Annotated in this window: 11 protein-coding genes; 4 read left to right on the top strand and 7 right to left on the bottom strand. The window is 56.2% G+C overall.

The genetic code is table 11. The annotated features are described in order from the left end of the window. Positions 1–5 precede the first annotated feature (5 nt). The gene (locus F6R98_RS16470; protein WP_153249987.1) at positions 6–911 is read left to right on the top strand and encodes a 5'-nucleotidase; all 906 of its coding nucleotides are present in this window, start codon (positions 6–8) and stop codon (positions 909–911) included. An 84-nt stretch (positions 912–995) separates the two neighbouring features. On the opposite strand, the gene F6R98_RS16465 is transcribed toward F6R98_RS16470, so the two are convergent. Continuing rightward, positions 996–2,012, bottom strand: coding sequence for a zinc-dependent alcohol dehydrogenase family protein (locus F6R98_RS16465; RefSeq protein ID WP_153249986.1), 1,017 nt, complete (start codon positions 2,010–2,012; stop codon positions 996–998). Positions 2,013–2,180: 168 nt separating this feature from the next. Here F6R98_RS16465 and F6R98_RS16460 point away from each other — a divergent pair, with 168 nt between their 5' ends. Next, positions 2,181–3,119, top strand: a complete 939-nt coding sequence (locus tag F6R98_RS16460) for a LysR family transcriptional regulator (protein WP_153249985.1) — start codon at positions 2,181–2,183, stop codon at positions 3,117–3,119. 16 nt (positions 3,120–3,135) lie between these two features. On the opposite strand, the gene F6R98_RS16455 is transcribed toward F6R98_RS16460, so the two are convergent. Further along, positions 3,136–3,273 (bottom strand): hypothetical protein, encoded by a 138-nt coding sequence (locus F6R98_RS16455; RefSeq protein ID WP_153249984.1) that lies wholly within the window; start codon positions 3,271–3,273, stop codon positions 3,136–3,138. A gap of 31 nt (positions 3,274–3,304) precedes the next feature. Then, the gene (locus F6R98_RS16450; RefSeq protein WP_153249983.1) at positions 3,305–3,943 is read right to left on the bottom strand and encodes a LexA family protein; all 639 of its coding nucleotides are present in this window, start codon (positions 3,941–3,943) and stop codon (positions 3,305–3,307) included. Between the two features lie 411 nt (positions 3,944–4,354). On the opposite strand from F6R98_RS16450, the gene F6R98_RS16445 reads away from it, so the two are divergent. Both F6R98_RS16445 and F6R98_RS16440 read left to right on the top strand, forming a co-directional pair. Continuing rightward, on the top strand, positions 4,355–8,428 hold the full coding sequence (locus F6R98_RS16445) for a PAS domain S-box protein (protein WP_153249982.1): 4,074 nt from the start codon (positions 4,355–4,357) through the stop codon (positions 8,426–8,428). 34 nt (positions 8,429–8,462) lie between these two features. Then, positions 8,463–9,281 (top strand): HDOD domain-containing protein, encoded by an 819-nt coding sequence (locus F6R98_RS16440; protein ID WP_153249981.1) that lies wholly within the window; start codon positions 8,463–8,465, stop codon positions 9,279–9,281. Between the two features lie 13 nt (positions 9,282–9,294). Here F6R98_RS16440 and F6R98_RS16435 read toward each other — a convergent pair whose 3' ends face one another. From F6R98_RS16435 to dapC, 4 genes are all read right to left on the bottom strand, one after another. After that, complete coding sequence (locus tag F6R98_RS16435; protein WP_153249980.1) at positions 9,295–11,214, bottom strand: DCC1-like thiol-disulfide oxidoreductase family protein; 1,920 nt, start codon at positions 11,212–11,214, stop codon at positions 9,295–9,297. A gap of 395 nt (positions 11,215–11,609) precedes the next feature. Next, the gene (locus F6R98_RS16430) at positions 11,610–12,017 is read right to left on the bottom strand and encodes a hypothetical protein (protein ID WP_228124925.1); all 408 of its coding nucleotides are present in this window, start codon (positions 12,015–12,017) and stop codon (positions 11,610–11,612) included. 96 nt (positions 12,018–12,113) lie between these two features. Beyond that, positions 12,114–12,929, bottom strand: coding sequence for a 2,3,4,5-tetrahydropyridine-2,6-dicarboxylate N-succinyltransferase (dapD, locus tag F6R98_RS16425; protein WP_153249979.1), 816 nt, complete (start codon positions 12,927–12,929; stop codon positions 12,114–12,116). A 15-nt stretch (positions 12,930–12,944) separates the two neighbouring features. Continuing rightward, positions 12,945–14,141, bottom strand: a complete 1,197-nt coding sequence (gene dapC, locus F6R98_RS16420) for a succinyldiaminopimelate transaminase (protein ID WP_153249978.1) — start codon at positions 14,139–14,141, stop codon at positions 12,945–12,947. Positions 14,142–14,213: the final 72 nt, after the last annotated feature.

The following is a 14,213-nucleotide window of genomic DNA, read 5'->3' as shown; positions in this document are numbered from 1 at the left end:
GCGTCATGACTTTTTCTCGAAAACTGGTGGTTGCGATTTCATCGCGGACGCTGTTCGATCTCGATGACTCTCACCGTTTATTCGAGACGGAGGGTAAGGAGGCATTTTGCCGCTATCAGGTTGAGCACGAAAACGAACCGCTGGAGCCGGGTGTGGCTTTCCCGCTGGTGCAAAAGCTGTTGGCCATCAATCAGGCCTCGCTGGAGCCGCTGGTCGAAGTGATCCTGCTGTCCAGGAACAGCGCCGATACCGGACTGCGCGTTTTCAATTCCATACAACAGCATCAGCTCGGAATTACGCGCGCGGCGTTTACCAGCGGGGAACCGCCTTTTTCCTATATCCCCGCGTTTGGCGCGCATCTGTTTCTTTCCGCGAATGCCGAAGATGTTGCAAAAACCCTTAACGCCGGTTACGCCGCAGCGACTTTGCTGACATCGGCCGCAGGCAGTCATAGAGGAAACTCTCCGCAGTTACGCATTGCGTTCGATGGCGACGCCGTGCTTTTTTCAGATGAAGCCGAGCGTATTTTTCAATTCCAGGGATTGGAGGCATTTACCGCCAATGAAAAAGCCGAAGCGCATCGTCCGCTCAGTGGAGGACCGTTCATGGGTTTTCTGGCGGCGCTGCATCATATTCAGCAATGTTTCGGGGAGGATAACGCGCCGATACGCACGGCGTTGGTGACGGCCAGAGGCGCGCCGTCGCACGAACGGGTGGTGCGTACCCTGCGCGCCTGGAATATACGTATCGACGAAGCGATGTTTTTGGGCGGGATGGACAAGGGAGAGTTCCTGCAAGCCTTCGGCGCCGATATTTTCTTCGACGACCAGACCCGGCATTGCGAGTCGGCCAGCCGCCATGTCGCGACCGGTCATGTGCCGCACGGTATTGCCAATCAAGCTTCGGAATAGCTGCAGCGCTGAAAAGGCGATCAGCGCTTCAGCTTCGGGCCGGTTTGCTTTTCCTGCGGTCAAGGTTTATTTGCTCAGTTCCGTCTATGGGGTGACTTCAATTACAACCTTGCCGAAATGGCCCGCATTTTTCAGGTGCGTGTAGGCTTCGCGCGCCTGGGAGAAAGGAAAAATACGATCCACGGCCGGGTGTATTTCCGTTATACCCAGAAACCTGTTGAGATCTTCGAACATGCTGCGGCTGCCGACAAAAATGCCGGACAAGTGTTTTGCGCCGCCTATTAGCGCGAAAGGATTGAATTCGCCGCCGAAGCCGCTGACGCCGCCGATAATGGCAACCGTACCGCCGGTTCTGGCGCTCGCAATTGAACGGTTCAGCGTGTCCTGGCCTCCGACCTCCAGTACAAGATCGACACCGCGTCCTGCGGTTAGCTGTAAAACCTCCTTATGCCATTCGGGCGTTTTCTTGTAGTTGATTGCTGCGAAAGCGCCCAAGGCGCAGGCTCGGTCCAGTTTCTCGTCGCTGGAGGACGTAATGATGGTCTGCAGGCCCGCTGCTCTGGCTAGCTGCAGCGCCCAGATCGATACGCCGCCGGTTCCGAGCAGCAACACGCTATCCCCCGGTTTGATATCGCCGGCGGCGAACAGCGCGTTCCACGCAGTGACCCCGGCGCAAGGTATGGCGGCGGCTTCAACATAGCTGAGATACTCCGGAATCGCAACCAGCGCATCTTCATGCAGTACGGTTTCTTCCGCCAGCATGCCGTCTATCGCGGCGCCGAGCGAGCCAGCCGTGTTTTGCCGGGTTGGCGGACCCTCGATCCAGTCCGGGAAAAATGATGCCGCAACGCGGTCGCCGACGCGGAAGCGCGTTACCTGCTCGCCGACGGCGATGACCTCTCCGGCGCCGTCGGAGCAAGGAATCACTGCCTTGTCGGCTGTGCTGAGGTATTTGCCGTCCGCGACCATCAAGTCCCGATAATTGAGCGATACGGCATGTATGCGTACGCGTACTTCGCGTGCTGCGGGCGCAGCGGCATTACGTTCGGCCAACTCCAGCCCGGCTATTTGCTGTCCTGCCTTGATTTGATAAGCGTGCATTTAAATCTCCCGTTCGATTAGTAAAATATCTGTACCTGCAATGAGTGCGACGCATCGGTCTTCGCTGTCGCAGGTCCTGCATAGACATTGGCTGTTATCATATCGGAGCTTTATGGTCGGCGGTGGCGGAATTATTTACCAGGTATGTAGCGTGTATGGAACCAATCAATGACTAATCGACTAAACGGTATCAGCGCTTTCGTCGAAGCGGCGGAGGCCGGCAGCTTTGCTCTGGCAGCGGAGCGCATGCGGCTAACCCGTTCCGCGGTGGGGAAGAGTATTTCGCGGCTGGAGCAGCGCCTGGGCGTCCGTTTGTTTCAAAGAACGACGCGCAGCCAGAGTTTGACCGATGAAGGACAGGCGTATTACGAACGTTGCGTGCGGGCGTTGGCTGAGCTGGATGCAGGCGCATTGGCGCTTGATAGCGGAAAAGGCGAACCAGTGGGGCGTTTGCGGATCAGCGTGCCGGTGCTGTTCGGCCGCCATTGCGTCGCGCCCGTATTGCTCGCGCTGGGACGCCGTTATCCCAGGCTGGTGATGGAAATGTCGTTCAACGACCGTGTGGTTGATCTGGTTGAGGAGGGGTATGACCTTGCTGTGCGCATTGGCAACCTGCCCGATAGCAGCTCCCTGGCCGCACGAAGGCTGGCAGCTCAACGAATGGTGATCTGCGCGGCTCCCCGTTACCTGGACGCATGCGGTAAACCGGCCGGCTTAGATGAGCTGTCCGGCCATATCGGCATAGCTTATGGGCGCTCGGGCCGTATACAGCCGTGGCGCGTAAGTGATGCAGGCGGTCAGGCGCTCAAGCCCCAGGTCGATATCCGTTACGTGTTCGACGATTTGCAGGCAATCGCCGATGCCGCCGTGGCGGGTATGGGGCTGGCCTGGCTGCCGTGCTGGTTGATGGCGAACAGTGCGCGGGCAGGCGAGCTGGCAATAGTGATGGACTGCGACACTATGCAGGCGGCGGACATCTACGCTGTGTGGCCCCGCTCGCATTATTTGCCAACTAAAACGCGAGCGGCAATCGATGCGCTGGTGGCTGAAATCCCTGGAAGGATCGGGCATTTTGAACAAGTCTTAGGAGGCGCAAGCCAGAATTAAGACCGGTTTCGGTTTCTCAGAGCGCCCGCATGCGCGCCAGCCGGTTGATTTCCACTTTTGCGTTTTTACGCGCCTGTTCGCGGCGGCGCAGTTCTTTTTGTCGGTTCAGGTGAGCTTGCAGTTGTTCAAGTCGTATGATGATTTTTTCAAGCATGATGCCATCTCCTGTTGGTTGTGCGTTCTGACTAATTTTGTGGTTGGTTGTAGTCGAAATTCATCAGCATTTGCCGTACGACGCCGCATACGGTTACGCTTTGCCGTATCGGCATCAGCGGATATCTGGGATTGAGCGGTTTCAGGTAGCGTTCGCTGCCGTCTATAACAAGCTGTTTAAAGGTGGCTTGCTCCGCATCGTCCATCCGCATCACGACATAGCTGCCATGATGCGCTTCCAGCGCCGGATCGACGATGATGTAGCTGCCGTTGGGGAAAACCGGCTCCATGCTGTCGCCTTGTACGCGCAGCGCAAAGGCGTTGCGGCTGACGCGGCAACTGACCGGCACCAATTCCTCGTGGCTGCCGGGTTGCAAGTGGTTTTCCATTTCTCGCCACAGGCCTGCGGCTACCCAGGAAACGAGGGGAACAAACGCGGTCGCTGCCGCATTTTGCGTATCCGGGCCGGCTGATGTTTCTTTGCCTGTCGCCAGCCACACCGCATCCACATGCAAGGTTTCCGCCAGTTTGAATACTTCTGTGGTTGACTCGACCAGCCCGTTTTCCAGTTTCGAAATGAGTTGCTGGCTCAGTCCTGAGCGTTTGGCCAAGGCCCGCTGGCTCATGCCTGCCTGCATTCTGGCGTTTTTTATACGGCTAGCTATTGACATAAAATCGGGTTTGGTTTTGATTTATGACTACTATGGTAGTCGTTTTGCGTTTCATGTCAAGATTTTTCGGGCGCCGGTATTCTGTTTCGTCATGAATGTTCATGGTGGAGGCCGGTTCATGGAGATGCCGTGCGTCGCCGTGTCGGAAACTCCTTCTATCTTTATCAGTTAATGCTTGAATGACCCATGAATATCAAATATTATTTATATTTGACATTCTGAGTATTGGTGCTCTTGGCGGATGTTGGTAAAGCAACGGTTATCTCTGTTCCCGCCTTTTTCTTCACTCCTTTTCTACCGGAAAATTACGGCTCAGCCTTGGCGTTTCGTAAATTTCCACGCGTTTTTTTCAGTTGCTGCTTGCCTGTTGGCGGGTATGGAACGCATCTTCATAATCAGCGTTTTTTCAGTATGCATGAAAAGTTTGTTCCCGCCGGACGTTACGGGTTTAACGAGCCGTTCGTTCGTTTAATCGATATCGCTACGCGCGATGTCGCCGGTCTCCCGGTCACTGCGCAGCTTGGTAAAGCCGCGAGTATCATGGCGGAACGCCAGATATCGTCCATCGTGGTGCTGGATGCCGCAGGATATCCCGAAGGTATTGTTACCGAACGCAATGTCCTGCTGGCAATGCACTCTGCTACTCCCCGTGAAACGGAGTTGCGGAATATCATGTCTTCGCCGGTAATTTGCGCGCCGCCGGCCATGGCTTGTCTGGACGCCTATCAGCTTTGTTTACGCGAAAGCATACGGCATCTGGTTATCGTGGACGGCGATGGCGCGCTGCTTGGCGTTATCACCGAAACCGATTTCCGTTTGCATATGAATCTCACGGCGCTGGCCGGGCGTCGCCAGGTGGCTTCCATCATGTGCCGTTCGGTATGCAGCCTGCCGCCCGAGGCCGGTCTGCGCGACGCCGTTGAGATGATGCAGTCGCATCACGATACCAGTGTGGTGGTGGTTGAAGGCTATCGTCCGGTCGGTATCGTCACCGAGCGCAATATCGTGCGTTTTTATTGTAATGATCACGAAAACGGCACGGCGGTATTGCGGGATGTCATGAGCGCGCCGGTATTGACGGTCACTGTCGACAGCACCATCAATGAAGCCGCCGATCTTATGCTGAAGGCGGGGGTGCGCCATCTGGTGGTACTCGATCAGGCCGGTCAATTGGCCGGGTTTCTCGACGAACACGATCTGACCCGCACCATGATACTCGGTTTGATGGAGGACGAGTCGATTGCCGACGCCGCCTTTCTGCGCACATTGATTAAAACCATTCCCGATCTGGTTTGGCTGAAGAATGAGGCAGGGGCGTATCTTGCCTGCAATCAACGTTTCGAAAATTTCCTTGGCGCACCGGAAGCGGAAATTGTCGGCAAGACCGATTACGATTTTCTGGATAAATCCCAGGCAGATGCGTTCCGCGAGCACGATGTCAGGGTAATAGCCTCCGGTACGCCTGCCGTCAAGGAAGTAAGCTTGACGTTTGCAAGCGACGGCTACCATGGCCGGTTCGAAACCGTCAAAACGCCGATGCACGACGGCGACGGACGCCTGATCGGCGTTTTGGGCGTTGCGCGCGACATTACCGAACGCGCGCGTATGCAGCGGCAGCTGGACGATTACCGTAAACGCCTGGAAGGGCAGGTGGCGGAGGAGTCCACCAAGTTCAGCGCTTTGATCGAACAGTCGCTGGTAGGGCATTACATAATCCAGGACGAGGTTTTTCATTACGTCAACAGCGGGTTTGCCGCGCTGTTCGGATACGATGCGCCGGAAGAGATAATCGATCGCATTCCTTATCTCGATCTGGTTGCCGATCAGGATAGAGGCCGGGTTGCCGGCAATATCCGGCGTCAGCTTGCCGGTGTATCGACATCAATACGCTACAGTTTTTCCGCGCTCAAGCGCGACGGCGCGCGCATCATGGTGGAGGTGCACGGCAGCGTGATCGATTACCAGGGACGGCCGGCGATTATCGGCACTGTGGTGGATGTCAGCGATGCCTATCGCACCCGAGCCGAACTGGAGTCCCTTGTCGAACAAAAAAACGCCGAACTGTATCGCAGCGAAAAGCTGTTCCGCACTATTTTCGAACAGGCCGGTAGCGGTATCGAACTGATCGATCCGGCGACTTTGCGTTTCCTTGATGTCAACGACGCGGCGTGTACCAAGCTGGGTTATACCCGCGATGAATATTTAAAGCTGCGCCTTGCCGATACGCAAGCCGAGTTGAGCGAGCAGGAGCTGCGGCAGGTGGTTAACAGGCTGGACGAAACGAAAGGGGGTGCCAGGTTCGAGAACCGCCATCGTTGCAGGAATGGCGATGTGCTTGATATCGAAATCCATGCGCGCATGCTTGATATGGGCGAGCAGCGATTGCTGGTCGGTATCTGGCACGATATTACCGAACGCAAGCGCAACGAGGCCGCAATGGTGGCGCGTGAACGCGAGTTTCGCACGCTGGCGGAAAATACGCCGGATAATATCGCCCGTCACGATAGCAATGCGCGTCTGCTCTATATCAATCCGGCGCTGGAGCGCACCTTGGGGCGCCGGCGTGATGAGTTGCTGGGGAAAATACCGCAGGAAGTGGCGCCTGGCGATATCTATGCCAATTATCAACAAACCATCCTGCAGGTTGCCGCAACCGGAGAGAGCGCCAGTTTCGAGCTGGTTCACCCTGATGAGCAAGGTTTGCCTTCCCGCGTGCATCTGATCAAGGCGGTAGCCGAGCCGGGAAGCGGTAATAAGCGTAACGTGTTGGCTGTCGGGCGCGATATCACCGATCTCAAGCGCGCGGAGGAAAACATGCGTTTGCTGGCCAGCATATTCGAGACCTGCCAGGAAGCGATTCTGGTTACCAACGCAGATAATATCATTGTCGTGGTCAACCCGGCGTTTAGCCGGATTACCGGTTACCGGCGTGATGAGGTGCTGGGAAAAAATCCGAAAATTCTAAGTTCGGGGCGCCAGGACAAAGTTTTTTATGCACACATGTGGCAGGCCATTAAAACGAAAATGGAATGGCGCGGCGAAGTATGGAATCGTCGTAAATCAGGCGAAGTTTATGCCGAATTGCTCTCGATCGCGGTCATCAGCGATGAGCGGGGCAGGGCGTTGCGTCATGTCGGGGTTTTTTCGGATATTACCGCTCTTAAATCTCACGAAGCCGAGTTGAACCAGATAGCCAATTACGACGCGCTGACCGCATTACCGAACAGGCGTCTGCTGACGGATCGACTGCAGCAGGCGATCGCGCGCGCGCAGCGCAGCAGCAAGGTGTTGGCGGTATGTTATCTCGACCTTGACGGCTTCAAGCAGGTCAACGACCGTTTTGGTCATGAAGCCGGCGATCAATTGCTGGTGGATATGACCTACCGGTTGCAGGCGGCGCTGCGGGCCGAAGATACGCTGGCCCGGCTGGGAGGGGACGAGTTCGTGATTTTGCTTGGCGATCTGGCCGATGAGCACGATTATTTTCCGGTACTGGATCGCATGCTGGCGATCGTCGCGGCTCCGGTGATCCGCGACGGCCGAGAAATGACGGTGTCGGCCAGTATCGGTGTGACATTCTATCCGCATGATAACGAGGATGGCGATACCCTGCTGCGCCATGCCGATCAGGCCATGTACGCCGCAAAACAAACCGGAAAGCGCCGCTACCAGGTTTACGACGCCGGGCACGATCAACGCTTGCGGCGTGTTTATGAGTTTAAACTCGAGATCGAGCGGGGCTTGAATGAAGGAGAGTTCGAACTTTACTATCAGCCCAAAATGGAACTGGCTTCCGGTCGCATTCTTGCCGTGGAGGCTTTGATCCGCTGGCGGCATCCCGAACGTGGACTGCTGCTTCCCGCCGATTTTTTACCGGTAATAGAAAACTCGGAACTGGAAATTCGCCTGGGGGCATGGGTTATCGATGCCGCTCTCGCCCAGCTTGCCGTTTGGCAGGAAACGGGTATTGATTTGGGCGTCAGTATCAATATTTCCGCGCGCCATCTCCAGTCCGAAGATTTTGTTTCCGGTCTGGAGCTGACGCTGAGCCGGTATCCGTCCGTACCCAGGGACAAATTGCAAATCGAGATATTGGAAACGGCCGCGCTCGAGGATTTCGATCTGTCGACGGAGACGATACAGGCGTGCCGCAAGCTCGGAGTCGATTTTGCGCTGGACGATTTCGGCACCGGCTACTCTTCGCTGGCTTATCTGCGCAGGCTTCCAGCGGATACGCTGAAAATAGACGCGTCGTTTATCCGCAATCTGCTGGAGGATAGCGGCGATCAGGCCATCGTGCAGGGCGTGATTGCATTGGCGAAAGCCTTTAATCGCAGCACGGTGGCGGAAGGCGTCGAGGTGCCGGAATTGATTCCAATATTGATTAATATCGGGTGTACCCATGCGCAGGGTTATGGTATAGCTTATCCCATGCCGGTGGAAGAGTTGTTGTTATGGCTGAACGAGCGAGTCTCAAGGATCTGATTTTTCCTGAAACTGCCACTGAGGAGTGTGGAAAATGCTGAATTACAAAAGCGGCAGGCTGCCGTCCCTGCCTATGGTGGCGCAGAAAATTTTAGCGCTGAATATGGACAACGACCGCGATCAGGATGCGCTGGTTCCCGCCATTTGCCAATGTCCGGTCACTACCGCGCGCATAGTTGCGATGGCCAATTCCGCTGGTTACGGCGTGCCGGGACATACGGTGACTTCGGTCAAGGAGGCCGTTCAGCGTATCGGTCTGCGCAAGGCTTACAACTCTGCATTGGCAAGCGCATTGTTTTCCATGGGGAAACAGACCGGTAAAAACCGCTTGAACCGTGACCGGCTATGGGCTCATAACACCGAGGTAACCCGGGTGATGCGCGAAATAGCGCTCTGCCTGCCTGCTGTCGCGCGGCCAACGGAAGCGGATATTGCGCTGACAGGCTTGCTGCACGACATGGGTTTTATTATCTATGACGCGCTGGAGCCGACGGCCAGCACCGATTTCTTTAAGGAATTAAGCAAGGAAACCGGTGATCTAAAAGCGCTGTCGTTGCAGATATTCGAGATTACCCATGAAGAAGTGGGCGCCGAGGTGCTGAAGTTATGGGGCATCCCTGAAAACATAGTGGAAGCGGTGCGTCACCATCACGATGTGCATTCAAAACGCGGCAAGTTGTCTGCGCTCGTCGTAGTCGCCGAGGCGCTGTTGCGGTTTTCTGACTTTGGCTACGAGAGGCATGCGCAGGCTATCTCCGATGCGGATGTGGCGCGCTTGCTGGATATCGACATTGCCCAGGTTGTTGTCATTGTCGGCGAGTTAAGGAAAAAAGGCTTGCCGGTCATCATGTAAATCGGGTTTGCTGCTATTTCGGCGCGGCAATTCCAAGTTGTTGCGCCAGAGCCGAATCGGGAATATCGAGCCGCATGCTGCCGTTTTTCCAGGTAACGGCGCCGAGATCGGTCCAGGGTTGCTGCAGATTGTAATGGCGCAGATCGTATTCCCAGTCCATCGGCACGCGGATTTCCTTGACCTTGAGTTTGAAACGGGTTTTTTCCAGGTTCAGGCCGGTTTCCGTACCCCAGAACGCGGTTACGCGCATCAGGCCTTTTTCCAGCCGTTTCAGGTCGATATGGCGCGTGACCGCCACGTTCGCCCACATCGATTGTATACGCCCCCAGTTCGGCGTGACGATGCGTCCTTCTTCGTTGACGAACGGCAGCCAGCGCTCTGCGCCCTGTTCGTCGATGTAGGTGATGCCGAGGATATGGTTGTAGCCCTGGAAGTGGTCGTGCATATACAGGGCGTGCGGCGTGATGCCGGTGAAACTGTGCGACAGCAACAGAATCGCATTGCTGGCCGCTTCGACGATTTGCCCCGCTTCGCTGCTCGCATGGCCGTCGTTGAGACGGTAAAACAGGCCGAAGTGCAGGGTGCTGTTGATTTGCAACAGGCAGGCGACGATCATCAGGCGGCTCAGGCGTCCGGCTATGCGCGCCTGGGTCTGGGAGACGGGCGGCGGGTCGTTTGCGCCGGATAGCGCAGGCAGGCAGAGGTCAGTGCAGCCGGTGCGGCTACGGTTGTCGGCAACACGCCGATAAAAGAGGCGAGCCAGTTGCAGGATGCCCGGCAATCCCAGTACCGCGCCGAACGGCGCCGTGCTGCGCATCGCCAGCAGAATCCCGATATAGGTGTCTACTCCGGCATAAAGGCGGTTATTCCGGTCGAGTGCATAGATATCGGTGAGCAGCGTTTGTTCCGGGATGGCGTCGAGCGCCGGGTAATGGCGCGCATGTTCCTGTAACCCCTTGAAGTCCACAGCATCCAGTATATCGAAGTGATTGATTATTATGACGGTGCGTTGACAAAGCGGACACTCCTGGTCGTAGAACACAGTCAGAACCGGGTTTTTAAAGGCCAAAAAAGCGTGGATGCTGCGCCACCAGGCGAACGGGACCAGCAGCGCGTAATGCACCAGCATGCCAAACCCGAACGGATAGATGTTCAGCGACAGCACGATGCCGGTATGAAAGCTCAAGCCGATTAATAGCAATGGCGCTCGTGCGCGTTTAAACCAGAACAGCGGCAGAAACGCGAATTGGAACACGATCAGCGTATAGCCGATAATGCTCTCCGCACTATGCTGGTTGAGCAGCCAGCTCATATCGAGCGGCGACATGTAATACGGCATGGTGGGCGGAAGCCAGGAACCCATGCCGTTCAGCCAGAACGGCGCGGAAAGCTTGTGTATCGCGGCGTCGAAGTACAGGAAGCCCATCAATACGGCCAGCGGCAGATAGTAGGCCAGCACCGATACCTCTGTCGGCGGCGTATAGCCATGTCCCGGGCGCGAAAACTTCAGTTTGTCCCTGAGCGCGTCTAATGACAGCGCGCGATTTACCGGTAAAAATATCAGAAACAGGCTGGAGCCGATCATGAACTGGTCGAAACCGCCGTCGAAGTCCTGCCACATTGCGGTAAAACCGACGAAAGTAACCCAGAACAGATAGTTGGCGACGGCGGCGATACGCGTATGGTAGCCGAACGTGATGCAGCCTGCCGCCATTGCCCAGAACCCCAGGTATAAATGCACCACCGGCGACGCCTGATCCAGGAAAGGGATCGGGTCGTATATGAAATGACGGAAATAGATCAGGAAAAAAATTTCCTGCAGTACCACCAGGCCGAACAGTATGCGAAATATACCGAGACCGGTTGCGGGAACCTGTTTTTCAAGGCCGGCGCGTATGTAGGCGCGGGCCAGGCCAGTCAGTGTGGTGCGCATGGATATTCTGCTGTTTTCGCTCCGACCCTCTCCCCTTGGGCATAGGTATCTACACAAGCTCCCTCTCCTGTGGGACAAATACGTCAGGAACGCATTTGGTCGAGCGCGGCTCGCCCGCAGGGTTCCGGGCAGGATAGCCCGGAAACACTGGGCCAGGGTGAGGGTAAAAGCGTTTGAGCTATCACAAGCCTTGACGCAGGCAACAAGCGCTTTACATCCTCACCCCTGCCCTTCTTCCATAGGGAGGTAGGCTTAAAAACAATGACCTATTGACTTGTGTAGATACCCATGCTCTTGAGGGGGAGGATTAGAGTGAGGGTTAAATGTGTTTGATTGATTGACGGCCTGATCGCGGACAGTCGCGTTCTGAACCCTCGCCCCTGTTGTGGCCTGCGCTACTGAATTTTATTCAGCGCCTTGCCTTCGCTGTCGAAGCGGCAGATACCGCCGGCAAAATATTTGATGCAGTCTTCGGTTTCTTCGATGACAGCCTTCTCCTGGCTGAGATGGATTTTCAGTTCGCAATAATGTGCTTCGCCGCGCGCCTGTTTTTTCAGCGTCAGCTCGGTGGCGCTGACGACGGTCGCCTCACCGGAAATCTCTGCTGAACAGGATTTTGCATTGGTTTCGTTCGCGCCGGGTTCGAAGTCCACGTCGACCAGCACATTGGTTTCGCCCTTTTGCTGACTGATTTTCAGATGCTGGACGTGGTTGCCGTCCTTGCGCACATAGTGGTCGGCGCCGGCGAGCGCGGTGCCGGAAAGCAGCGCGCCAAGAATAAACAATGCAGTTTTTTTCATCATGATGTATTCCTCGAATTATGAGTTATGAATTATGAGGCGGCGTTAACCCGCGTCCGCTGCGCCGTTTTGCCGGCGCGTAGCCTTCGGTTAAGAATATCAATCGCGCAGTAGTTCGTTAATGCCTACCTTTCCACGGGTTTTTTCATCGACCTGTTTAATGATAACAGCACAGTACAGGCTGTGGCTGCCATCTTTTGCCGGCAGGTTGCCGGAAACGACGACAGAGCCGGCCGGGATGCGTCCGTAGCTGATCTCGCCGGTCATGCGATTGTAGATTTTGGTGCTTTGGCCGATGTAAACACCCATGGAAATCACCGATCCTTCTTCTACGATCACGCCTTCGACGACTTCGGAGCGCGCGCCGATGAAGCAGTTGTCTTCGATGATGGTGGGCCCCGCCTGCAATGGTTCCAATACGCCGCCGATGCCGACGCCGCCGGAGAGGTGCACATTTTTACCGATTTGCGCGCAGGAGCCGACCGTTGCCCAGGTATCGACCATGGTGCCGCTGTCGACATAAGCTCCGATATTGACGAACGACGGCATCAGCACCACATTGGCGCCGATAAACGCGCCTTTGCGCACTGCGGCCGGCGGTACGATGCGCGCGCCGGTTTGCCGGAAATCTTCCGGGCCGTAACTGCCGAACTTGGGTTCCACCTTGTCGAAGTACTTGGTTTCGCCGCCTTCCATGATGCGGTTGTCGGCGATGCGGAACGACAGTAATACCGCTTTTTTCAGCCACTGGTTGACTAGCCATGCGCCTGATGTTTTTTCAGCTACCCGGCGCTCTCCGCTGTCGAGCAGATGCAGAGCTTCATGTATCGCGGCGCGCACTTCGGAGCTGACCGTGGCGGGAGAGATTTCGTTGCGGTTTTCAAATGCCTGATTGATGGTGGCTTCGAGCGACATGGGCAAAATTCCTGGTTAGAGAGTGTGAATAAACGATTTAATGCGGTGCGCGGCTTCGAGACAGCTTTCCGGCTGCGCGACCAGCGCGATGCGCACGTAGTCGCGGCCGGGGTCCATGCCCGATTGCTGCCGGGACAGATAGCTGCCGGGAAGTACGGTAATATTTTCCTTTTCGAACAGGCCGCGGGCAAATGCAACGCCAGGCACAGGCGTTTTTGCCCAAAGGTAAAATCCGGCGTCGGGGGTGTCGAGCGCCAGCTCGCTGCCGAGAACCGCGAGCACCTGATCGAATTTTAAATTGTACAGTGCGCGGTTGTCCTTGACGTGCGCTTCGTCCGACCAGGCCGCCACACTGGCGGCCTGGACCGGCAGCGACAGCGCGCAGCCGTGATAGGTGCGGTAGAGCAGGTATTTTTTTAATATCGCCGCATCGCCGGCGACAAAGCCCGATCTCAATCCCGGCGCATTTGAGCGCTTGGAGAGGCTGTGAAAAACCACGCAATTTTTGAAAGTGCTGTTTCCCATGTCCCAGGCCGATTGCAGCAGGCCGGGCGGAGGGTTGTTTTCATCGCGATAAAGTTCCGAATAGCATTCGTCGGAAGCGATCACGAAGTTGTAACGGTCGGCCAGATTGATCAGTTTTTCATGCGTAGCCGCATTCATGACCGCGCCGGTCGGATTGCCTGGCGAACATACATACAGCAACCGGCAGTTCGCCCAGGTTGCATCGTCTATCTCGTCGAAGCTCGGGATAAATTGATTGCCCGCCGTGGTGTTCAGATAAACAGGCGTTGCGCCGGCCAGTAGCGCCGCGCCTTCGTAAATCTGATAGAACGGATTGGGCATTAACACCAGGGCCGGGCGCGTCGCGTCGATCAGGCATTGTGCGAACGAAAACAGCGCTTCGCGCGTGCCGGCTACCGGCAAAATGTGCGACTCCGGGTCCAGGGCCTGTTGCGGCAGGCGGTAACGCGTCTGCAGCCATTGCGCGACGCGCCGGCGCAGATCCTGCGTTCCCCTGGTGGTCGGATAGCTGTTGAGTTGGTCCATGTGCGCGGTCAACGCATCGCGTATCAGTTGCGGCGTCGGGTGCTGAGGCTCTCCGATCGATAGCGCGATATGGCGTTTGTGCGCGGGCGGATGCAACCCTTCTTTGAGAGCCGCCAGTTTTTCAAACGGATAGGACTGCAGGTTTTCCAGCAAAGGATTCATTCGGAGACGATATTTTAAGGCTGACAGGCGTAATTTTTAGGCGCGCGAACCATACATCGGGTAGTATAGTCG

The sequence above is a fragment of the Candidatus Methylospira mobilis genome, assembly GCF_009498235.1.
Classification (GTDB): domain Bacteria; phylum Pseudomonadota; class Gammaproteobacteria; order Methylococcales; family Methylococcaceae; genus Methylospira; species Methylospira mobilis.
The sequence above is the reverse complement of the archived record's forward strand: the minus strand, read 5'-3'. Positions and strand labels throughout refer to the sequence as shown.